23 protein-coding genes and 2 tRNA genes are annotated in these 22,906 nt (G+C 37.9%); 22 read left to right on the top strand and 3 right to left on the bottom strand.

The features are described from left to right. Positions 1–3 precede the first annotated feature (3 nt). The 20 genes from ftsL to ACOMA9_RS08100 all read left to right on the top strand — a co-directional run bounded on the left by ftsL (position 4) and on the right by ACOMA9_RS08100 (position 17,423). On the top strand, positions 4–324 hold the full coding sequence (ftsL, locus tag ACOMA9_RS08195; RefSeq protein ID WP_421425192.1) for a cell division protein FtsL: 321 nt from the start codon (positions 4–6) through the stop codon (positions 322–324). A gap of 3 nt (positions 325–327) precedes the next feature. Continuing rightward, complete coding sequence (gene pbp2x / locus ACOMA9_RS08190) at positions 328–2,583, top strand: penicillin-binding protein PBP2X (RefSeq protein WP_421425190.1); 2,256 nt, start codon at positions 328–330, stop codon at positions 2,581–2,583. Position 2,584: 1 nt separating this feature from the next. Next, positions 2,585–3,568, top strand: coding sequence for a phospho-N-acetylmuramoyl-pentapeptide-transferase (gene mraY, locus ACOMA9_RS08185; RefSeq protein WP_421425188.1), 984 nt, complete (start codon positions 2,585–2,587; stop codon positions 3,566–3,568). 524 nt (positions 3,569–4,092) lie between these two features. Next, a complete protein-coding gene (locus ACOMA9_RS08180) occupies positions 4,093–6,051 on the top strand; it encodes a peptide ABC transporter substrate-binding protein (protein ID WP_421425186.1) in 1,959 nt (652 codons plus the stop codon). Between the two features lie 200 nt (positions 6,052–6,251). Then, positions 6,252–6,337 (top strand) — tRNA-Leu (locus ACOMA9_RS08175). Positions 6,338–6,520: 183 nt separating this feature from the next. After that, positions 6,521–7,402, top strand: coding sequence for a class II fructose-bisphosphate aldolase (locus ACOMA9_RS08170; protein ID WP_003025917.1), 882 nt, complete (start codon positions 6,521–6,523; stop codon positions 7,400–7,402). Positions 7,403–7,506: 104 nt separating this feature from the next. Beyond that, positions 7,507–7,968, top strand: a complete 462-nt coding sequence (locus ACOMA9_RS08165; RefSeq protein WP_151380497.1) for a GNAT family N-acetyltransferase — start codon at positions 7,507–7,509, stop codon at positions 7,966–7,968. 50 nt (positions 7,969–8,018) lie between these two features. Beyond that, a tRNA-Thr gene (locus ACOMA9_RS08160) sits at positions 8,019–8,091 on the top strand. Between the two features lie 213 nt (positions 8,092–8,304). Beyond that, entirely contained in the window at positions 8,305–8,751 is a 447-nt protein-coding gene (locus ACOMA9_RS08155) for a LytTR family DNA-binding domain-containing protein (protein ID WP_151380498.1), read from the top strand. A 5-nt stretch (positions 8,752–8,756) separates the two neighbouring features. Continuing rightward, on the top strand, positions 8,757–9,419 hold the full coding sequence (locus tag ACOMA9_RS08150) for a LiaF transmembrane domain-containing protein (protein WP_151380499.1): 663 nt from the start codon (positions 8,757–8,759) through the stop codon (positions 9,417–9,419). Between the two features lie 134 nt (positions 9,420–9,553). Beyond that, positions 9,554–9,742 carry a 50S ribosomal protein L28 gene (gene rpmB / locus ACOMA9_RS08145; protein WP_003025909.1) on the top strand — a complete coding sequence of 63 codons (189 nt, stop codon included), beginning with the start codon at positions 9,554–9,556 and terminating at the stop codon, positions 9,740–9,742. 173 nt (positions 9,743–9,915) lie between these two features. Next, positions 9,916–10,281: an Asp23/Gls24 family envelope stress response protein gene (locus ACOMA9_RS08140; protein ID WP_003025907.1), complete on the top strand. Its 366-nt coding sequence runs from the start codon at positions 9,916–9,918 to the stop codon at positions 10,279–10,281. Positions 10,282–10,283: 2 nt separating this feature from the next. After that, complete coding sequence (locus ACOMA9_RS08135) at positions 10,284–11,951, top strand: DAK2 domain-containing protein (protein WP_003043464.1); 1,668 nt, start codon at positions 10,284–10,286, stop codon at positions 11,949–11,951. Positions 11,952–12,236: 285 nt separating this feature from the next. Then, positions 12,237–13,112: an ABC transporter ATP-binding protein gene (locus ACOMA9_RS08130; RefSeq protein WP_330945235.1), complete on the top strand. Its 876-nt coding sequence runs from the start codon at positions 12,237–12,239 to the stop codon at positions 13,110–13,112. 13 nt (positions 13,113–13,125) lie between these two features. Next, positions 13,126–13,860, top strand: coding sequence for an ABC transporter permease (locus tag ACOMA9_RS08125; RefSeq protein WP_247906721.1), 735 nt, complete (start codon positions 13,126–13,128; stop codon positions 13,858–13,860). A gap of 4 nt (positions 13,861–13,864) precedes the next feature. Next, positions 13,865–14,962, top strand: coding sequence for a sensor histidine kinase (locus tag ACOMA9_RS08120; RefSeq protein ID WP_330945234.1), 1,098 nt, complete (start codon positions 13,865–13,867; stop codon positions 14,960–14,962). After that, positions 14,959–15,558 carry a response regulator transcription factor gene (locus ACOMA9_RS08115; protein WP_151380501.1) on the top strand — a complete coding sequence of 200 codons (600 nt, stop codon included), beginning with the start codon at positions 14,959–14,961 and terminating at the stop codon, positions 15,556–15,558. Before ACOMA9_RS08120 ends, ACOMA9_RS08115 begins: the two co-directional genes overlap by 4 nt. Before the next feature lie 125 nt (positions 15,559–15,683). Further along, positions 15,684–16,571, top strand: coding sequence for an SPFH domain-containing protein (locus ACOMA9_RS08110; RefSeq protein WP_003028449.1), 888 nt, complete (start codon positions 15,684–15,686; stop codon positions 16,569–16,571). A 109-nt stretch (positions 16,572–16,680) separates the two neighbouring features. After that, positions 16,681–16,896: a capsule biosynthesis transcriptional regulator gene (locus tag ACOMA9_RS08105; protein WP_003025899.1), complete on the top strand. Its 216-nt coding sequence runs from the start codon at positions 16,681–16,683 to the stop codon at positions 16,894–16,896. 389 nt (positions 16,897–17,285) lie between these two features. Continuing rightward, the gene (locus ACOMA9_RS08100; RefSeq protein WP_421425180.1) at positions 17,286–17,423 is read left to right on the top strand and encodes a hypothetical protein; all 138 of its coding nucleotides are present in this window, start codon (positions 17,286–17,288) and stop codon (positions 17,421–17,423) included. On the opposite strand, the gene ACOMA9_RS08095 is transcribed toward ACOMA9_RS08100, so the two are convergent. Then, positions 17,411–18,151: an amino acid ABC transporter ATP-binding protein gene (locus ACOMA9_RS08095; protein WP_151380562.1), complete on the bottom strand. Its 741-nt coding sequence runs from the start codon at positions 18,149–18,151 to the stop codon at positions 17,411–17,413. The two genes, ACOMA9_RS08100 and ACOMA9_RS08095, sit on opposite strands and share 13 nt — an antisense overlap. Beyond that, entirely contained in the window at positions 18,148–19,713 is a 1,566-nt protein-coding gene (locus tag ACOMA9_RS08090) for an ABC transporter substrate-binding protein/permease (RefSeq protein WP_421425178.1), read from the bottom strand. Before ACOMA9_RS08090 ends, ACOMA9_RS08095 begins: the two co-directional genes overlap by 4 nt. A gap of 125 nt (positions 19,714–19,838) precedes the next feature. Here ACOMA9_RS08090 and ACOMA9_RS08085 point away from each other — a divergent pair, with 125 nt between their 5' ends. Further along, on the top strand, positions 19,839–21,728 hold the full coding sequence (locus tag ACOMA9_RS08085) for a DUF2207 family protein (protein ID WP_421425176.1): 1,890 nt from the start codon (positions 19,839–19,841) through the stop codon (positions 21,726–21,728). 66 nt (positions 21,729–21,794) lie between these two features. Continuing rightward, positions 21,795–22,637, top strand: a complete 843-nt coding sequence (locus ACOMA9_RS08080) for an undecaprenyl-diphosphate phosphatase (RefSeq protein WP_003025894.1) — start codon at positions 21,795–21,797, stop codon at positions 22,635–22,637. Positions 22,638–22,704: 67 nt separating this feature from the next. Here the strand turns inward: ACOMA9_RS08080 and ACOMA9_RS08075 are convergent. Continuing rightward, on the bottom strand, positions 22,705–22,906 hold a 202-nt coding region (locus ACOMA9_RS08075; protein ID WP_421425174.1), incomplete at its 5' end, for a transposase.

Raw genomic sequence — 22,906 nt, 5'->3', positions numbered from 1 at the left:
GAGATGGCAAATAATAGACAAAGAACGACTAGTCAGATACTTCAGGCGCGTATCCAAAGATTTTCTCGTGTTGAAAAGGCATTTTATGGCGCTATAGTCTTGACAGCGGTTATCTTAGCAACCAGTGTTGTCTTTATGCAAACAAAATTATTGCAGGTGCAACGTGATTTAACGACTGTCAATTCAAAAATTGAAGCAAAGCGCACAGAACTAGATGATGCTAAACAAGAAGTAAACGAATTGATTCGTAGTGAACGTTTGTCAAAATTAGCAAGTTCACAGGAAATGACTCAGAATAATGAAAATATCAGAACGGCGGAGTAGAGCATGAATGGACTCAGAAGACGAATTTTAAACCATGCTTTGAAAAATCGTAGGAATCCTGGTTACAACCGTAGACGAGTAGGGAAAAATCTAAGCGTTTTGACGGTTTTTGTCTTTTTTGTTTTCCTAATCAATTTTGCAATTATCATTGGAACGGGAAAGAAGTTTGGCGTGAATTTAGCTGAACAGGCAAGTCAAGTGCATCAAATCACAAAGATCGTCCCAGCTAAACGTGGAACTATTTATGACCGTAATGGTTTGCCAATAGCTGAAGACGCGACTTCCTATAATGTTTATGCTGTTATTGATAAAAGTTATAAGTCAGCAACAGGAGAAATTCTCTATGTAGAAGAATCTCAATACGATAAGGTAGCTGATGTATTTAACAAGTATCTTGGTATGGACAAGGACTACGTCAAAAAACAACTATCTCGAAAAAAATTACAACAAGTTTCGTTTGGTGCTCAAGGGAATGGTATCAGTTATAGCAATATGAATACTATTCGTGAGGAATTGAAAAAAGCGAAAGTAAAGGGAGTTGATTTCACAACTAGTCCAAATAGAAGCTATAAAAATGGGAATTTTGCTTCTGTTTTTGTTGGATTGGCTCAGTTACAAGAAAATAAAGATGGTAGTAAAACACTTGTTGGAACAACAGGTTTAGAAGCTGCTTTAAACAAGACGTTAGCCGGAACAAATGGTGTCATCACCTATGAAAAAGATAAAAACGGAAATATAGTACCGGGATCAGACAAGGTTTCAAGGCAAACACAAGATGGAAAAGATGTTTATACAACCTTATCCTCAGACCTACAGTCTTTCCTTGAAACGCGGATGAATGCTTTTGTGGAAAAAGCTAAGGGAACTTATGCCAGTGCCACATTAGTTAGTGCAAAAACTGGAGAAATCCTTGCAACGACGCAGCGTCCAAGTTTTGATGCTGATACAAAGCAAGATCTGACAAAAGACTTCGCTTGGTCTAGTGCTCTCTATCAAAATCAGTATGAACCTGGCTCAACGATGAAGGTTATGACACTAGCTGCAGCTATAGACAATAACACTTTCCCAGAAAATGAAACGTATAATAATAGTGGCTTACAAATTGCGGATGTAACGATTCGAGACTGGAATGTCAACATGGGACTTTCTGAAGGACAGACATTAACCTATGCTCAAGGCTTTGCTCTTTCTAGTAATGTGGGAATGGCTTCTCTTGAGAAAAAAATGGGTGACGAAAAATGGCTAGACTATCTTAGCAAGTTTAAATTTGGACTACCTACACGCTTTGGAATGAATTATGAAGATTACGGTGGTCTTCCGGCAGATAATATCGTTACTTATGCAATGAGTGCTTTTGGTCAAGGGATTTCAGTTACTCAGATACAAATGTTACGTGCTTTTTCTTCCATCGCTAACGACGGTGTAATGGTTGAACCAAAATTCATCAGTGCAATTTATGATTCCAAAAGTGGGAGTGCGCGTAAGGCTTCTACAGAAATTGTCGGGCACCCCGTTTCCAAAGATGCTGCTAAGTCAACGAGAGACCATATGGTGACTGTCGGTACAGATCCTATTTACGGAACATTATATAGCAAGGCAGAAGGTCCGATTATCAAAGTGCCTAATCAAAATGTGGCAGTTAAATCCGGTACAGCACAAATTGCCGGAGAAAATGGCAGTGGTTATCTGACAGGGGCAAATGATTACATCTATTCTGTTGTGGCAATGACACCAGCAGAAAATCCTGATTTTATCATGTATGTAACTCTGAAACAGCCCTCAGAATCTTTCCAACCAATCTTCTGGAAAGAGGTGGTCAATCCGGTGTTAGAAGAAGCTGCAGCGATGAAGGATACGTTGAACTTGACGACGCAATCACCTGTTTTAAAGTCAGTTTCAAAAGAAATAACTTATAAAATGCCATCTACTAAAAATACCAGCCCTGGTGATTTAGCAGATGAGTTACGACGCAATCTTGTACAACCTATTATCCTAGGTACTGGTAAAAATATTAAGAAAGTTTCTGTAAGAACAGGTGAAGCACTGAAATCCAATCAGCAAATCCTTGTCTTAACAGATCACTTTACTGAAATGCCGGATATGTACGGTTGGACCAAGAAAAATGCTGAAACATTCGGTGAATGGTTGGGCATAAAAGTGCATGTTAAGGGTAAAGGCTCTAAGGTCGTTGCCCAAAGTGTCAAAACCAACGCATCACTCAAGAAAATAAAAGAAATAACAATTACATTAGGAGATTAGCATGTTACAAGCTATCGTCGCAGGTGTTGTGACCTTTATTCTAACTCTGGTTGGAATACCTGCTTTTATTCGTTTTTATCATAAAGCTCATATTTCTGGGCAACAAATGCACGAGGATGTGAAGCAGCACCAAGCAAAAGCGGGAACTCCAACCATGGGTGGGACTGTTTTCTTGGTAGCTTCCGTTTTGTCCAGTTTTGTGATTGCACTTATATCAAGAGAACTCTCAAGCGCTGCTTTGATGATATTGTTTATTCTTGTTTTGTACGGTATTGTTGGTTTCTTGGATGACTTTTTAAAGATTTTTCGCAAAATAAATGAAGGCTTAAATCCCAAACAAAAATTAGTTCTTCAAATTATTGGTGGTATTGTTTTTTACTTTTTCTTTGATACTCATGGTGGCGGTGACTTACTCAATGTTTTTGGTTTCCCAGTTCATTTAGGTTATCTTTATATCGCTTTTACCCTCTTTTGGCTGGTCGGTTTTTCCAACGCAGTCAATTTAACAGATGGTATTGATGGGTTAGCTAGCATTTCTGTTACAATCAGCTTAGCAGCTTATGCAGTTATTGCGACTGTTCAGCATCGTTTTGATATTTTAATTGTCATTTTGAGTATGATTGGCGGTCTGCTTGCCTTCTTCATTTTCAATCATAAACCAGCTAAAATTTTTATGGGTGATGTAGGGAGCTTAGCACTTGGTGGTATGTTAGCAGCCATTTCGATGGCGCTTCATCAAGAATGGACGCTGCTCATCATTGGAATTGTCTATGTCTTTGAAACAACTTCGGTTATGATGCAGGTTTCTTATTTCAAATTGACCGGCGGCAAACGTATTTTTCGGATGACACCAGTTCATCACCATTTTGAACTGGGAGGTCTATCAGGGCATGGTAAAGCTTGGAGTGAATGGAAGGTCGATTTCTTTTTCTGGGGAATTGGTCTTGTAGCTAGCTTACTAACACTTGCAATTTTATATTTATAAGAGAAACGAGGTGGGGACAATATTATTTCTGCCTCGCTTTTTTGTGACGAAAACTTCGTCCCTACCTCACTAGCCTTCTAGATTGCTGAATAACCACCCCTCTGAGAGATGGGGTTAGAAACTAAAAAATGTAAATTTTAGCTCTGGATGTCTCTTTTTTTGTTTTTAAATAGCAGAAAATCCGAAAAATATATTAAAAAATCATGATTTTTCTTGTACTTATACGAAAAAAGTGTATAATAGGTTCAATATTTAGTTGAAGGGGGAGAGTAGTTGCTATCTTCATAAAGTAGAATGGCTTATTTTTTAACTTTAAAAGAATGTTTATTCAATTTGAGTCAAAAGATAAATTTATTATTTTTGCTTCTTTATGTATTTTGTAGCTTATTTTAATCATATTATGCAGCAAATTACTAGTATTTTGAATAAATAATATTTCCTGTCAAAAACAGCTCTTTACTTTTTGAAACTATTTCGGTATAATATTCAATGTAACAAGATGTGACATTAGAGGAGGTTTATCTATGAAATCATCAAAATGGATTATTGCAACAGGAGTTGTGCTAAGCGCTGGAATCCTATTATCAGGTTGTGGCAAGTCAGCTTCTAGCACATCAACTTATTCATACGTGTATACACAAGATCCAGACACGCTAAATTATCTGATGGCGAACCGTGCGACAACTTCAGATGTTGTGACTAACTTAGTTGATGGATTATTGGAAAATGACCAGTACGGAAATTTAGTTCCGGCGCTTGCTAAGTCATGGACAGTCTCCAAAGATGGCTTGACATATACGTATAAATTACGTAAAGATGCTAAATGGTACACATCAGAAGGTGAAGAGTACGCAAGTGTAAAAGCGCAAGACTTTGTAACTGGCTTGAAATACGCCGCAGATAATAAATCAGAAGCTCTTTACCTCGTTCAAGATTCTGTCAAAGGTTTAGATGCTTACATCAAGGGTGAAACGAAAGATTTTTCAACGGTTGGAGTAAAAGCTCTAGATGACTATACAGTACAGTATACACTCAGCCGTGCAGAGACTTATTGGAATTCAAAAACGACCAATAATATCCTCTTCCCAGTTAATGCAGATTTCTTGAAATCACAAGGAAAAAATTTTGGTTCTGTAAAACCAACCAGCATTCTATACAATGGTCCTTATCTATTGAAGTCTCTGACAGCCAAGTCTTCTATGGAATTTGCTAAAAATCCTCATTACTATGATAAAAAGAATGTTCATTTGGATAACATTAAATTGACATATTATGACGGCTCTGACCAAGAAGCCCTTATCCGTAACTTCACAGATGGTGCCTATAGTGCAGCTCGTCTTTATCCAAATAGCTCTAGTTTTGCTTCTGTTAAGAAACAATATGCTAACAATATCATCTATAGCTTGCAAGATGCGACCAGCTACTATTATAACTTTAACTTAAATCGTCAGTCCTATAACCATACATCGAAGAAAACAGATGCTCAAAAGACTGCGACCCAAGAAGCGGTGCTAAATAAAGCTTTCCGCCAAGCTATCAACTTTGCCTATAATCGTACTTCTTATGGTGCACAAAGTAATGGGAAAGACGGAGCGACAAAGGTATTGCGGAACACACTCGTGCCACCAACATTTGTTTCTATCGGTGATAAAACGTTTGGTGATGTTGTGTCTTCTAAGCTGGTAAACTATGGCTCAGAATGGTCAAACATGAATTTGGCTGATGCACAAGATGCTTATTACAACCCAGAAAAAGCTAAAGCAAAGTTTGCTCAAGCTAAAGCAGAACTGCAAGCAAAGGGTGTTCAGTTTCCTATCCACTTAGATGTACCAGCTGATCAGACAAGTAAAATTGGTGTTCAATCGGAAAGTTCCATGAAACAATCTGTTGAGTCTGTCTTAGGCACAGAAAATGTTGTCATTGATATTCAACAAATGAGTTCAGATGAATTAAATAATATCAGTTATTTTGCTAATACAGCTGCTCAAAAGGACTATGATTTGTATAATGGTGGTTGGTCTGGTGACTATCAAGACCCATCTACTTATCTAGATACTTTGAATATAAAAAATGGTGGTAGTTTACAAAACTTTGGTCTGGAACCAGGTCAAGAAAATGATAAGATCAAGGCAGTTGGACTGGACACATATACAGAGATGCTAGCAGAAGCAAATGCTGAAACCAACGAAGCTACACGCTATGAAAAATATGCCGAGGCGCAAGCATGGTTAATTGATAGTGGCTTGACAATGCCAAACCTCTCTCTTGGAGGAACACCATCTGTGACGAAAACAGTTCCATTTAGCCGTTCTTATTCATTAGTTGGAATCAAAGGTGCTTCAAGCAGTTATTTCAAATATGTCAAACTGCAAGACAAAATTGTAACAACAAAAGAATACGAAAGTGCTAAAAAGAAATGGCTAAAAGAAAAAGAAACCTCTAATAAAAAAGCGCAAGATGACTACGAAAATCATGTGAAATAAAACAAATGTAAGAAACTTCTATGAACGATAAGCTTCGTAGGAGTTTCTTTTTGTTGTTCCTATCTAAAGAACCTATATTGAAGAAGTCTCAAATAAGAGTTGGCTTTAGGGAGTGATTTTAAGCGCTGATAGATACATTTTTTCAAAAAAATTTCTTGACAAGGAGTTTCTATCCTGTTATACTAATAAGGTACCCAATCGCGGGGATGGCGGAATTGGCAGACGCGCAGGACTAAGGATCCTGTGACCGCTTTAGGTCGTGAGGGTTCAAGTCCCTCTCTCCGCATCAGGTAAGCTGGCTTCGGCCGGTTTTTTGTTTCATTATTTTTGAAATGTGAGGAAAGAAAAACAGTTTTATAAGAGAAAGCGCTTAAAAGATTAGGAAATGCTGGTATTTTTTCCTAAAAAGTGATAAAATAAACAATGTAAATGGGAAAACCCATAAAAATAAATAGGAGGCCTAATACTAATGGCAATCGTTTCAGCAGAAAAATTTGTCCAAGCAGCTCGTGACAATGGTTATGCAGTTGGTGGATTTAATACAAACAACCTTGAGTGGACTCAAGCTATCTTGCGTGCAGCAGAAGCTAAAAAAGCTCCAGTTCTTATCCAAACTTCTATGGGTGCTGCTAAATATATGGGCGGTTACAAAGTATGTAAACTTCTCATCGAAAACCTTGTAGAATCAATGGGAATTACTGTACCAGTTGCTATTCACCTTGACCATGGTCATTATGAAGATGCACTTGAATGTATCAAAGTTGGTTACACTTCAGTTATGTTTGATGGTTCTCATCTTCCAGTTGAAGAAAACCTTGAAAAAGCTCGCAAAGTTGTTGAATTTGCGCATGCAAATGGCGTGTCAGTAGAAGCTGAAGTTGGTACAATCGGTGGCGAAGAAGACGGTATCATCGGTGACGGTGAATTAGCTCCAATCGAAGATGCAAAAGCAATGGTTGAAACTGGAATTGACTTCCTTGCAGCAGGTATTGGTAACATTCATGGACCATACCCAGCTAACTGGAAAGGTCTTCACCTTGACCACTTGCAAAAATTGACAGAAGCTGTCCCTGGATTCCCAATCGTACTTCACGGTGGTTCAGGTATTCCTGATGACCAAATCCAAGCAGCTATCAAATTGGGTGTTGCTAAAGTAAATGTAAACACTGAATGTCAAATTGCTTTTGCAAAAGCTACTCGTAAATTCGTTGCTGAATACGAAGCAAACGAAGCAGAATACGATAAGAAGAAACTCTTTGACCCACGTAAATTCTTGAAACCAGGTTTTGAAGCCATTACAGAAGCTGTTGAAGAACGTATTGACGTATTCGGTTCAGAAGGTAAAGCTTAATTAGGCTTACCAAATAAACAAGAAAATCTCGCCTTGTGCGGGATTTTTGTTGATTGTTAAATACATAAAAGATAAAAATTTGTTGGCAGGAATGGGAGAGAGGAATGGCTCAGATTAAAGAAATCAAGAAAGAGGAGCAGAAGTTAGCGATTGCAGCTGAGATTTTGGCTGATTTACCAGAGTGGTTTGGTATTCCAGATAGTACTCAAGCCTATATTGAGGCGGCTGGGAAACTTCGTGTCTGGGGAGCTTATGAAGGTGATGATCCGCTTGGTTTTATTAGTTTGTCCTATTCCAGTGAAGACTGTGCAGAGATTGACTGCCTAGCTATCAAGAAAGACTATCATAGACAAGGGATTGGATCAAAGTTAGTGAAGGTCTTGGAAATGGCAGCAAGACAACAGGTTGACTATTTACAAGTCAAAACAGTGGCACCGGGTCATTATCCAACCTACGATAGAACGAATGCTTTCTATCAGGCTCAAGGTTTTAAAAAATTAGAAATCTTCCCTCGGCTGTGGGATTCACATAATCCCTGCATGGTTTTAATCAAGAAAATTTCCTAAAAACTTCTTGACAAAAAAATTTGACGTGTTAGAATAAGAATGTGTTGAATGCCGATTTAGCTCAGTTGGTAGAGCAACGCACTCGTAACGCGTAGGTCGTAGGTTCAAGCCCTATAATCGGCATCATTGAAGGTCTTCATTGATTGAAGGCTTTTTGTTTATTGTTAAGCATTGTTGTGTAAAAAAAGCTAATCGCATCTGACCAGCTTATGAAAAACAAGTAGGATATCCAAATTTTACAACCACTTGCGTCTCGAAAGGAACCACTTACTGAAAATCGCTTGAATTTCACGAACCAATTGTTATAATAAAATAAAGAAAAACGAGGGAGCGTTTATGAAGATTCGAGTAGAGCTAGATTCTAATCTAGAAGAAGCAGAAATTGTCATTAAGGCACCTCGCTTTGATGAGCAGATAGAGCGCGTTCAGCATTCTCTGGAAGAAGTTGCTAAGCCGTCTATTCTTTTTTACAAAGATACGAGCGAATACTATGTTGATTTAGCGGATATTCTCTTTTTTGAGACAGAGGGAAATAAGATTTTTGCACATGCTCGAAATAATGCTTATGAAGTAAAGCTGAAATTGTATGAGCTGGAAGAATGCTTGCCACGCTATTTCTGCCGTATTTCTAAGTCAACGATTACGAATATTAAAGCAATTTATTCGTTGGAAAAGTCTTTTTCAGGGACTAGTAGCATTCGCTTTTATGATACTCATAAACAGGTGCATGTGTCTCGGCATTATTTTCAATTTTTAAAAGAAAAATTAAGTGAAATGAGGTAAATATTATGAGAAAAACATTGTTTGGAATGGGGCTTTTGGTATTGGCAGGCTGGGTACTACTACAAGGAAATTTTGGTATTCCGCTTATTGATTTCAATTTTTGGCCGATGCTTGTTGTGCTTGGCTTTGCTTACTTTGCAATTGAAAATTTTTGGAGAGGAAATTTATCTGGTGGGGTTATTTTAGCCATTATTTCCTTAATCGTTGCAAATAGTAGCTATCACTTTTTGCCAATCTCATCTGGAACGATTTTCTTAGCAGGGATTCTGGCTTCTATTGGTATTGGCTTGATTTTCAAACCAAAACGAATTTGGGGTGTTTATCGTGGTTCAAATGCTCATCGCATTATAAATGGGGATATTAATTTTGGAAGTGGTACGCGCTACATCAATTCGGAAGATTTTACCTATGAAACGCTAGATTGTACCTTTGGTAATGCCACAGTTTATTTTGACAATGCCACGATAAAAGGCGATTCCGCTACCTTTGATGTTGATGTATCTTTTGGGAATGCAACGTTATATGTGCCTAGTAATTGGCGTGTGGAGTTGGATGTAGACAATGCTTTCGGTACAGTTACCAATCCCCGTAACATCAATGCGAAAGACAAGACCCTCTATGTAAAGGGAGATGTATCTTTCGGTCGTTTGGGAATTATCTATATTTAAGACTGGCGGATTAGACTGCCTTGGCTAAATTTTGAAATATAGAGAAAATAGTCTTGCAAAATCATAGAAATTGTGATAAAATTTTACAGTATGTGGTATAAAACCCGTGAAACTAATCAGGAGGACAAGTATAAATGGCAAAAGTATGTTACTTTACAGGTCGTAAAACTGTATCAGGAAACAACCGCTCTCACGCAATGAACCAAACAAAACGTACTGTGAAACCAAATCTTCAAAAGGTGACAATCTTAGTTGATGGTAAACCTAAGAAAGTTTGGGCTTCAGCACGTGCCCTTAAATCAGGCAAAGTTGAACGCGTTTAATTTATGAAGAATCGGACCTCTGGGGTCCTTTTTCTTTTTGTACAAGAAAATAGATTTTTTACGACAAGGAACCCCAAACATTGACTGAATACTTTCTAATTATGTACTCTCTCTTTTACAGTCCGCGTAAAATATGGTAAAATAAACTATAAAATACTTTTGAGGTAGAAACTATGACTGTAAAAATCAATACAAAAGATGGTCAAATCGAACTGACAGATGATGTCATTGCGACAATTGTTGGTGGGGCAGCAACTGAAATTTTCGGTGTTGTTGGAATGGCCAGTAAAAATGCCATTAAAGATAATTTCCAAGCTTTATTAGGCAAAGAAAATTATGCGAAAGGTGTTGTAGTAAAAACAACGGAAGAAGGTAGCATTGCTGTTGATGTTTATACAGTTTTGAGCTATGGTACCAAGATTAGCGAAGTGTCTAAAAATATTCAAGAGCGTGTGAAATTCAGTCTTGAAAATCAGCTTGGAATTACTGCTGAAACAGTAAATGTCTATATCCAAAATATTAAAGTTGTAGGAGAATAATCGTGTCAAATATTACTACTAGTTTATTTCAAGAAATGGTGCAGTCTGCATCTACTCGTTTGAATAAACAGGCTGAATATGTCAATTCTTTAAATGTTTTTCCTGTGCCGGATGGTGACACAGGTACCAATATGGGAATGACCATTGAAAATGGAGCAAAGGAAGTTGCAGATAAATCTGCTTCTACTGTTGGTGAAGTGGCTGGAATTTTTGCTAAAGGTCTCTTGATGGGGGCGCGTGGGAATTCTGGTGTTATTACTTCACAGCTTTTCCGTGGTTTCTCTCAGAGTGTGAAAGAAAAGGAAGAATTAACAGGACAAGATTTAGCTCTTGCTTTTCAGTCTGGAGTTGAAGTGGCTTACAAAGCTGTGATGAAGCCTGTTGAAGGAACGATTTTAACTGTTTCTCGCGGGGCTGCGATTGGTGCTAAGAAAAAAGCAGAAGAGACAGATGATGCTGTTGAGGTCATGAAAGCAGCTCTTGATAGTGCTAAGGTGGCTCTTGCTAAAACACCAGACATGCTTCCGGTCTTAAAAGAAGTTGGTGTTGTGGACTCTGGTGGTCAAGGTCTTGTTTTCATTTATGAAGGCTTTTTGTCAGCATTGACAGGCGAATACATTGCGTCTGAAGAATTTCAAGCAACGCCTGCAACTATGACAGAAATGATCAATGCAGAACACCATAAGTCAGTAGCTAGTCATGTGGCAACAGAAGACATCAAATATGGTTATTGTACGGAAATCATGGTAGCCTTGAAAAAAGGTCCAACGTATGTTAAAGAATTTGACTATGATGAATTCCGCAACTATTTGAATGAACTGGGCGACTCACTTCTTGTCGTAAACGATGATGAAATCGTAAAAGTTCATGTTCACACGGAAGACCCAGGTTTGGTCATGCAAGAAGGTTTGAAATATGGAAGCCTTGTCAAAGTCAAAGTAGACAATATGCGTAATCAACACGAAGCGCAGGTTGAAAAAGAAGAGCGCGAAAGTAGCCAACCAATAGAAGAAAAAGAATATGCTATCATTGCAGTTGTTGCAGGAGAAGGCTTGTCAGACATCTTTAAAGCACAAGGTGTAGATTATATCATTTCTGGTGGGCAAACGATGAATCCTTCAACAGAAGATTTCATCAAGGCTGTTGAACATGTGAATGCTCGTCATATCATTATTCTGCCAAACAACAAAAATATTTTCATGGCGGCGCAATCAGCGGCGGAAGTGATTGAACAACCTGCTGCAGTGATTGAAACAAGAACGATTCCGCAAGGTTTGACTAGCTTGCTAGCTTTTGATCCAAGCAAATCCATTGAAGACAACCATGATCGTATGACTGCTGTTCTTGCTGATGTTGTCAGTGGTAGTGTGACGACAGCTGTTCGTGATACAACGATTGATGGTCTTGAAATTCATGAAAACGATAACCTTGGTATGGTGGATGGAAAAATTGTTGTTTCCAATCCAGACATGTTGACGACATTGAATGAAACTTTTAGCAAAATGCTAGATGTAGATAGTGAGATTGTAACGATTTATATCGGTGAAGACGGTAGTGAAGACTTGGCTAATGAACTAGCGCAAGATATTACTGAAAAATTTGAAGATGTAGAAGTAGAAATACATAATGGCGGACAGCCAGTTTATCCATACCTTTTTAGTGTTGAATAAAACAGAAGAATTATTGCGAAGGGCGACTCGATGGAGTCGTCTTTTTTATGACATTTGTCATGTTGAGTGATGACAAAATCATCTAGTGGCGATAAAAGAGTTGAGATATAATGAAAGTAACAAGAGGAAATGTAGAGTTAGAAACCGAGTCTACAACCTGTTTTATTCTTCTTGCTGCAAGTAACTTTGTGGTAATCTAATCGTTGACCAGAAACTTTCCTGAGCCAATTGCTAGGAGTTCTGCATGGGTTGTATTTCCACCAAAGAAATAATGAGGAGAAAAAGATGAAGCTGATTGAGGTGAACCGTTTATCTAAAAAGATTCGTGGGAAAGAAATTTTGAAAGATATCTCTTTTACTATTAACGAGGGAGAATGTGTGGCGTTGATTGGTCCAAATGGAGCTGGGAAAACAACGCTCATGGATTGTTTGCTAGGCGATAAATTTCTTACAAGTGGGCAGGCTAGTGTTCGAGGATTAAAGCCAACAGATGAGCAATTAAAGCAGATTGTTGCTATTTTACCACAAGAAAATACAGTTGTGGCAGATTTGAAGGTAAAAGAACTACTGAACTTTTTTCAAAGTATTTACCCACGTAGTTTAACTAATCAAGAAGTTGATGCCCTTTTGACATTTACGGATAAGCAAAAAGATCAGCTAGCCAGCAAATTATCTGGTGGGCAAAAACGGTTGTTTTCTTTTATTTTAGCTCTTATTGGCCGACCTAAAATTCTCTTTTTAGATGAGCCGACTTCTGCTATGGATACTTCCACTCGGCAGCATTTTTGGGAAATTGTGGATGAGTTGAAGAAAAAGGGGGTGACCATTATTTACTCTTCTCACTATATTGAGGAAGTGGAACATACAGCAGATCGGATTTTGGTTTTGCATAAGGGTGAATTGATTCGTGATACGACGCCTTACGCTATGCGTAGCGAAGAACAAGAAAAATACTTTACTATTCCGCTTTCTTACCAAGCTATTTTGGAAAGGTTACCTGAAGTGACCGAAATTGAAATCAAGCAAAATGCTCTCTCCTTTGCAACTAGAAAGGCTGGTCAAGTGTGGCAAGTCTTGGTAGAGAATGGTTGTACGATTGAGGAAGTAGAAGTGCGCAACCGGACACTATTGGATAGTATTTTTGAGACAACGCAAGAGTAAAAGGAGATGTATCATGAAAAATATGAGAAGTTTAATGAAGGTTGAATTGATTTTAATGAAGCGCCAAGCGGCTTATTATCTATTGTCTATTGGATTGCCTAGTGTCTTTTATCTAATTTTCTCAGGTATGATGTCTGGGAGTGCCACCCCTACACTTATACTCCAAACCTATCTCTTTTCTATGACAGTTTTTAGTATTATGTCCAGTGCTTTCTTTAGTATTCCAAGCACCTTGCAGTCTGATAAAACTAATAATTGGCAAAAAATGCTTCAACACTCACCTGTTTCTATGATAGAATATTATATATCCAAACTTTTCAGTGCTTTACTGACTTTCCTTCTTTCCATAGTCGTTGTATTTTCTGTTGGACATTTCGTTCGTGGAGTCAATCTTCCTGCAATGGATTGGTTAATCATCGCCCTAATTATTTTATTTGGAAGTTTGGTTTTCATTGCTATAGGAGTACTAGTGAGTTTGCTTCCCAGCGCTCAGCTTATGTCTGTTGTGGGGAATATTGCCTATATGGCTTTGGCAGTCCTGGGTGGTCTTTGGTTTCCTTTGACCATGTTTCCAAAATGGCTCCAACTAATCGGTAAGTTGACTCCTAGTTATCAACTCATGCAGATTGTATCTTCTTATTTGGAACATCATGAGTTTAATGTTGTTGCAGCACTGATTGTTCTGGTTTACACAGTCGGTGTCAGCCTAGTGGTTCTTCAACTCAAAAAACGGATTGAGGTAAAATAAATTTATGTGGAAAAAACTAAAAAATATTCACTATCTGTTTCATATTGCTTTAGTTTTTATTGTCTTTCCAATAGCGGGGGTCATCAGCGGGGACTACTCGCTTTTGCTCTTGTTGTGGACAGCATTTTTTATCGGAGCTTATTACAATCTTCTACTCGATAATCATCCGTTTCATCAGTGGCTGTCTTGGTGGATAATGATTGCCTACATTTTTTATAGTTCTATTTGGCTAAATCCAAGTTTTGTTTGGTACATCTTTTATCTATCAAATCTACTAATCTATCACTTTAATGAAATTCCATTTAAATCTTGGCGCTTTTGGACCTTTTTTACCTTACAGCCAATCATTCTGTTTTCTATTTTTCTGAAAAATCCGAGTGATTTATCCTATCTGATATTTTTGATTGCGACCTTTTTATTTGCTGATTTATTGACCTTCGGATTGTATCGCATGCAGGTGGCTGAATTGCTTCAGGAGGAAAAAAGAAAGCAGAATGCTCAACTCAATCTGTTCCTAGCTGAAAATGAGCGCAATCGTATTGGACGAGACCTACATGATAGTCTAGGGCATACATTTGCTATGCTCAGTGTCAAGACAGAATTAGCACAACAGTTTCTTCAAATGAAATCCTATGAGAAAGCTGGTAAAGAATTGCAGGAAGTGCATGAAATTAGCAAGCAGTCTATGGCAGATGTGCGACGGATTATTGATAATCTAAAAACACGAACCTTGGATGAGGAGTTAGTGACTATTCAGGCTATGCTGGAAATGAGTGGGATTCAGGTACAAGTACAGCATCAACTCAATATTGCTAGTATCGCACCAAATATTCAATCAAGTTTAAGTATGGTTTTACTAGAATTAGCAACGAATATCATCAAGCATGCTCAGGCAAGCAGTTGCCAAATTCATTTGTATTCTGAAAAAAATCGGTTAATTACAGATGTTGAGGATAATGGGAAAGGTTTCAAAATTGTCACAGGAAAAGAGTTGCATTCCATTCGGGAGCGTGTGGAAGCATTGTCTGGACAAGTAGAGGTTTTAAGTTATAAACAGCCAACTATGATTCGAGTAAACTTACTAATGGAGGGATACAAATGAAATTATTAGTAGCCGAAGATCAAAGCATGCTACGGGATGCTCTGTGTCAATTGCTAGAACTGCAATCAGATGTGGAAACGGTTCATCAAGCTTCTAATGGGCAGGAGGCAATGACTCTGTTGCAATCTCAAAAGATAGACGTGGCTATTTTAGATGTGGAAATGCCTAAGCAGACAGGTTTAGATGTGTTGGAATGGGTTAAGGTGCAGCAGCTAACTGTCAAAGTTGTTATTGTCACCACATTTAAACGACCTGGTTACTTTGAGCGAGCGATTAAAGCAGATGTAGATGCTTATGTCTTAAAAGAACGCAGTATAGCCGACCTTATGAAAACGATTCATACTGTGTTAGGCGGAAAAAAAGAATATTCTCCTGAGTTGATGGAAGTCATGATGACAAGTAAAAATCCCTTGTCCAATCAAGAAATTTTGGTTTTGCAAGCGGCAGCAAGAGGTCTGTCTAGCAAAGAAATCGCTCAAAAGCTTTATCTGTCAAATGGTACCGTTCGTAATTATATGTCAAGCATTCTAACGAAATTAGCAGCGGAAAATCGATTGGAAGCGGTTCGAATTGCGCAAGAAAATGGTTGGATCTAAACTAGATATTGTGAGATATTGAAGAGAAATTTAACATAGTGATTTAACTAGTTTTTATCGCTTTTGTTTGATAAACTCTTATAAGTATGCTATAATTTTGAAAAAGAAGATAGGAGTTTCATATTATGCTATTTTTAATAGTGCCAATTATTATTGTCGTGCTGTTTCTCATTCTTTTTAGCTCGTTGTATGTCGTTCGTCAACAGTCTGTAGCGATTATAGAACGTTTTGGGAAATATCAAAAGTTAAGTAATAGTGGAATTCATTTGCGTTTGCCATTTGGTATTGATCATATCGCAGCGCGTGTGCAATTGCGCCTCTTGCAAAGTGAGATTGTGGTTGAAACGAAGACACAAGATAATGTATTTGTCATGATGAATGTTGCTACACAATACCGTGTTAATGAAAATAACGTAACAGATGCTTACTATAAATTGATTCGTCCAGAAGCTCAAATCAAATCTTATATTGAAGATGCTTTGCGCTCATCTGTTCCTAAATTGACATTGGATGAATTGTTTGAAAAAAAAGATGAAATTGCACTTGAAGTACAAAAACAGGTAGCAGAAGAAATGTCTACTTACGGTTATATCATCGTAAAAACCTTGATTACTAAAGTTGAGCCAGATGCAGAAGTCAAGCAATCAATGAATGAAATCAACGCTGCCCAACGGAAACGTGTTGCTGCGCAAGAATTAGCTGAAGCTGACAAGATTAAAATTGTGACAGCCGCGGAAGCAGAAGCTGAAAAAGATCGCCTTCATGGAGTTGGTATCGCCGAACAACGGAAAGCAATTGTAGATGGATTGGCAGATTCAATTAAGGAATTAAAAGGTGCGAATGTTGAATTGAAGGAAGAACAAATCATGTCCATTCTTTTAACCAACCAATACCTTGACACGTTGAATAATTTTGCAGACAATAAGGGAAATAATACAATTTTCCTACCAGCAAATCCTGACGGAGTGGAAAGTATTCGAACACAAATATTATCTGCACTCAAAGCTAAATAAAGAATATTCTGAATTGTTTTATTCATCAAAATAGACAGCCTTTTCCATTGACAAAACAAACAAAAACCTTTACAATATTTAGTTAGAAATAATAAAATAGGAGAAGGAAATGGCTAAATCTAACTTTGAAAAAGTAGAATCAGTTGTTAGCTGGGTTCGTGATAAAAAAATCACGGGTTATCGTATCAGTAAAGAAACGAACGCTCGTGAAATGTCTATCATTGCCCTTGCTCAAGGCCGTGCTAAAGTGAAAAATATTTCATTTGAAACCGCTCTTGGATTGATTGATTTTTACGATAAAAACCACGAAAAGTTTGAAAACTAATCGTTGTATTTTTAGCAGGCTATCAGCCTGCTTTTTTTGTTTGCAATTGTAAAATAGTATGATTTTATATGGAAATAACAAATAATTATAAAGCAGAAAGTTTATTTATTCGTTACCTATCTAATTTTTAAAAATGAATATTTTTACAGAAAAATGATAAACCGCTTTCTACAATACAATCTATTTTAAAAAATATTCTTAAAAATTAGAGTTTTATTTTTAACAAGAAAATGTTCTAATGAATGTGTATTCAAACATTCTGTTTTGTTTGAATAAAAATTAGTTTTTCAATTGACTTCTTAAAGATTTTGAAGAGAAAATAAAGACGAGACTGGGACAAAAGTCCTTAACCTCGTCAGATTTTTATGAGTTTCTTGCAAGTCTCAGTGGTGAGTGGGTTCTATGTGGTTGATAAATCAACCTTTACAGCCCTACTCAACTGTGCGGGGGTGGGACGACAAAATCAAATTTCTTCGAAATTACCGATTTTTGTCCCACTCCCGTCGGTTGTGGATTATCGTAAGTAACGTTGTAAAAATTCTTTTGTGCGTTCTTTCTTAGGGTGAGTAAAAATGTCTTCAGGCTTGCCTTCTTCAGCAATGATGCCTTTGTCCATGAAAATGACACGATTGGAGACATCACGCGCAAACTCCATCTCGTGCGTGACAACAATCATGGTTAAGCCCTCTTGAGCAAGGTCTTTCATTATTCTCAGCACTTCACCGACCATTTCAGGGTCAAGCGCTGAGGTTGGCTCGTCAAATAAAATGGCATCTGGATTCATGGATAAGGCGCGTGCAATAGCAACCCGTTGCTTTTGTCCGCCAGAGAGTTGTTTTGGTTTGGCTTGCCAGTAAGGTTGTCCCATGCCAACTTTTTCAAGATTTTCTTTGGCGATTTTTTCGGCCTCTACTCGTTCTCGCTTGAGAACAGTTGTTTGTGCGACAATGGTATTTTCAAGAACATTAAGGTTTTCAAAAAGGTTAAAGCTTTGGAACACCATACCGAGTTTTTCACGGTAATGAGTGAGGTTATAGTTTTCTTCTAGTACATTTTCACCACGATAAAGGATTTCTCCTCCACTTGGCTCTTCAAGGAGATTGATAGAGCGTAAGAAAGTAGATTTTCCACTACCAGAGCTTCCGATGATAGAAATGACTTCGCCGGAGTGGACAGTAAGGGAAATATCTTTTAAGACTTCATTTTGTCCGTAGGATTTTTTAAGATGCTTGATTTCTAAAATGGTATCACTCATGCCTTTATTCCTTTCGTTTGCATTTGATTAGCGCCCGTTGTGTAATCATCTGTGTCAAAACGCCGTTCTACATAGCGGAGAATGCGTGTTACCGTAAATGTTAGGACAAAGTAGATCACGGCAATAATCGTAAAGGTTTGGAAATATTGGTAAGTTTGGGTGGCAATAGTATTTCCTGAGAAATAAAGTTCAACAACGGAGATAACATTCAGTACGGAAGTATCTTTGATATTGATGACAAATTCATTCCCTGTAGCAGGTAGAATATTGCGTACGACTTGAGGAAGGACAACTTTGCGCATGGTTTGGTTATGTGTCATTCCCAGAGCAGTTGCGGCTTCAAATTGCCCCTTATCAACAGCGAAGATTCCTCCGCGGACAATTTCACTCATATAAGCACCCGTGTTAATGGAAACGATAAAGATAGCCGCGATTGTACGGTCAATGGAAACTCCAAATGCCTGTGCTGTTCCGTAGTAAATAACCATCGATTGAACAATCATAGGTGTTCCACGGAAAATTTCGATGTAGACATTCAAGAACCAGCCGAATAAGGTTTGTAACATCGCTAGAGCTTTATTTTTGGCTGTAGGAGCGGTGCGGTAGACGCCGATTAAGAGTCCAATGATGAGTCCTGCAATTGTGCCAGTAATGGAGATGAGAAGGGTTAAGCCAGCTCCACGCAGAAATTGTGGCCAGTTGTCTTTTAGAATCTTTGTCACTTGTCCAAAGAAAGTAGTTTTGTCTTTGCTGGCGTCAGTGTCAACAGGTTGGTTTTGAATCATCTTGTCCATTAAAGCGACTTGGTCTTTGGCGCTGATTTTAGTGATAGCAGCATTGACTTGTTCTAGACGCTTGTCGTTTTTGCGCATTCCGATTGCAATCGTAGCATCCTCTTCATTAACATCAAAACCTTTTTTGAACTGAATCATTTTAAATTTCGAGTTGGCAGATTCTGCTGTGAGGGCTTCGGGACGCTCAGAGATGTAGCCGTCTATCACTCCTGACTCAAGTGCTTGGCGCATTTGAGCGAAGTCGCCCATTGCAGTTTCTTGCTTAGCGCCTGTCAGTTGGGAAATCAAATTGTAGAGGTAGACACCTTGTTGAGAGGTGATTTTTGCTCCTTTGAAGTCCTTCAACGTTTTTGCATTAGCATAAGCCCCGTCTTTGTTGACCAGTACCACAGGCTCACTGGTATAATAACTATTGGAAAATGCGATTTCCTTTTTCCGCTCGGCAGTCGGACTCATTCCAGCGACAATCATATCTAATTTACCTGATGTCAATGCAGGAATCAATCCATTCCAAGAAGTTTTGACCACTAACGGTTTTTTGCCCAATGCTTTTGCGACTTGTTTGGCGATTTGGACGTCATAACCATTGGCATATTGGTTGGTGCCTTCGATTTTGACGGCACCATTTTTATCATCATCTTGCGTCCAGTTGAACGGTGCATAAGCCGCTTCCATTCCGATTCGCAAGTATTCATCGGCTTGAGCTCTATTTGCAAATCCGAAACTAAGCAGCAGAAGTGCAAATAGAGATAAGAATAATTTCTTCATATTTTCTCCTCATCTAAAAATAGCTTCCTTTCATTGTACCGAAAAATGACATGTTTTTCAATATTGGGGAAACCCTTACTTGAAAAATGGTATAATAAAGACAATCAATATAAGGAGATTACTAGATGAAAAAGTTTTTTTGGAGCATCATAATTTTTTTCTCATGTTTGCTCTTCAGTCAACGAGTCTTGGCGGTGAGTTATGATATCGAATCCTACAAAGGGAATTTGCAGCTTCATTCTGATAATACAGCGACTTTTATTGAAATAGTCACTTACCATTTCTCCAGTAACTATAATGGACAAATCATTACTTTGGGGACATCAGGTAACATGCCTCTAGGATTTGATGTAGAAGGAAAACCAAGTTTTCTGGCTTTGAGAAATGGACAGCCTAAGAATGATATTACTGCTGTTCAAGATTACATTGCAGGTGGCTATAAATATAAAATTTATAATGCTGGAAGCAAAGGAGATCGTGTGACTATTGCGGTTACATGGAAACTGAAAAATATGCTGTTTGTCCACAATGACATCGTGGAGTTGCACTGGATTCCGATTAGTAACTGGGATAAGAAGTTAAACAATGTGGAGTTTCGGGTTTCAGTCCCGAAAAGTTCTCAGCAGACAGAATTGTATGCTCATACAGGTTATTTTATGAAGCCAGCTCAGGTGACGCATTCTGGGAACACTTACTTTATTCATGCGGGCAATATTTGTAAAGGAAAAAAACTAGAATTTCATGCATATTGGGATCGATCGCTAGTAACTGTTCCTGAAAATAGTTTAGCTGTTACAAAACGCAATCAGTTGCAAGAGTTTCGTCAAGTTGAAAAGGAAGTTGCTACCAGTACAAAAAAATATCAGAGATTAGTAGACTGGGACTTGCCACTTGCTTTTGTGCTAGTTGGTCTGATTAGTCTAACTTTTTATGGCCTCTTTCAGTTCGCTATAAAACCCCGTGTAACGTTTCCTAAGCATGCTCGTTTGTATGAAATACCGCAAGATTTACCACCAATGGTCATTGCTTCAAATGTTTATTCAGTAGATTTGACAGAATTGGATCCGACTGAGCGACAAGCTACATCTCTGAAATTTGAAAATCTTGTCCAAGCTACTTTATTAGATTTGATTGATCGAGGCAATCTTGTTTTTACAGATGATATGAAACAACCAAAATTACAAAGAGTGACAGATAAGGGTTTAGCTGATTTTGAAAAAGAATTTTTAAAAATGGCTATGGGAAACAATAAGCAGTTGCTTGTGAAAAATTTGTTTTCAGATTTTAAAATTGACGATAAGATATATAATAGTGGCGAGAAAGCTGTTCGTAGTGCGGGCAATAGAGTGAGAAAACTATTAAAATGCTATTTAAAACTTATTACAGAAAATATACATGAAATTATTGAGCGTGAGCAATTGCCAAATAATTATCGCCCTGTTGCTAAAAAGGAGCTCTTGTGTTTATATCTTTCAATGCTCCTTATGAATCTTATTGTATTTGCTTCTCTTGGCATCTTAGCTTGGATTTTCTTGGAGTATGGACTCGTATTTTATCAATTTGTAGTTAGCTTCTTCATTGCTGGAGGAATGCTGTATTACCTTTTGAGAAAATGCAAAATGGTGAAGCGTGATGGCGTCTTAAATGAAGAAGGGGCAGAAAACTATTATTACTGGAAGAGTTTTGCTAATATGCTGCATGAGATTGCTCATTTAAAGGATACAGAAGTAGAGGGAGTGATTTTGTGGAACAGATTATTGGTTTATGCTGCTATGTTTAATTGTGCAGATAAGGTGACTAAGACGATGAAACTACGCAAAATCACAATTGATAATCCATCAATGAATGCTTTTGTTTATCAGGATATGGTGTATGATTTCCATGCGAGCTCACATGCTTTTGTTAGTTATGGATCAGAAGCCAATTCAGCTAGTAGCTTCACTGTTTCATCAGGTGGTAGCAGCGGAGGCGGCTTCACTGGTGGGGGTGGTGGAGGTGGAGGCGGTGCTTTTTAAAAAGTGTCTCTATTCTCTCACTTGAAATTATGCTATAATGAAACAAATCAACCTTAGGAGAAGAAAATGTTTATCATTGAAATTTTAAAATCCATCATCTTTGGGATTGTGGAAGGAATTACAGAGTGGTTGCCTATTTCTAGCACAGGTCACTTGATTTTGATACAGGAGTTTATCAAGTATAAAAATCAGAATGCTGCCTTTATGGAAATGTTCAATGTCGTTATCCAATTAGGAGCGATTTTGGCGGTTGTGGTGATTTATTTTGATAAATTAAATCCGTTTAAACCGGGTAAGACAGCGCGTGAAGTGCAGAAAACATGGCAATTGTGGGCAAAAGTAGTGATTGCAGCTGCGCCGGCTGCCATTATTGGCTTACCTTTGGATGATTGGTTTGATGCTCATTTTTATAACTTCATTTCTGTTGCTTGTATGTTAATAATTTATGGTGTTGCCTTTATTTTGTTAGAAAAACGCAATAAAAACGTAGAACCGACAATTACCAGCTTAGATCGATTGCCTTATAAAACTGCTCTCTACATTGGGTTATTTCAAGTATTGTCACTCTTTCCTGGTACCAGTCGCTCTGGAGCAACGATTGTAGGAGGGCTTTTAAATGGGACCAGTCGTTCTGTGGTGACAGAGTTCACTTTCTTTTTGGGAATTCCTGTCATGTTTGGTGCCAGTGGTTGGAAGATTTTGAAATTTATTATCAAAGGAAACACACTTGGATTTGGTCAGTTTTTCTTGTTGCTTGTGGCAATGGGCGTTGCATTTGGGGTCAGTCTCTATGTCATTCGCTTCTTGACAGACTATGTGAAAAAGCACGACTTCACAATCTTTGGGAAATACCGTATTGGACTTGGTGTCTTGCTTATCATTTACGGCATTTTTAAAGCCATTTTTTAAGCATACAAAAACTCAGCAGATATTGTTGAGTTTTTTATTGGATAAATTGCAAGAATAAGTGCAACATTTACTCGTACTCATCCACTAGAGCTTCACAAGCAGTTCTGTAACCTAAACATTTTCGTGGTCGGTGATTGATATCATATAAAGCCTTGTTCAAATCCTCATCAGAGATAGTGGCTAAATCTGTTTTCTTTGGGAAATATTCTCTTAGTAAGCCATTTGCGTTTTCATTGCTTCCTCTCTGCCAGGATGAATAGGCATCCGCA

The sequence above is a fragment of the Streptococcus atopicus genome (genome assembly GCF_049166725.1).
Taxonomy (GTDB): Bacteria; Bacillota; Bacilli; order Lactobacillales; family Streptococcaceae; genus Streptococcus; species Streptococcus hominis.
Note: the sequence above shows the minus strand (reverse complement) of the source record. Positions and strands in the feature narration are given on the sequence as shown.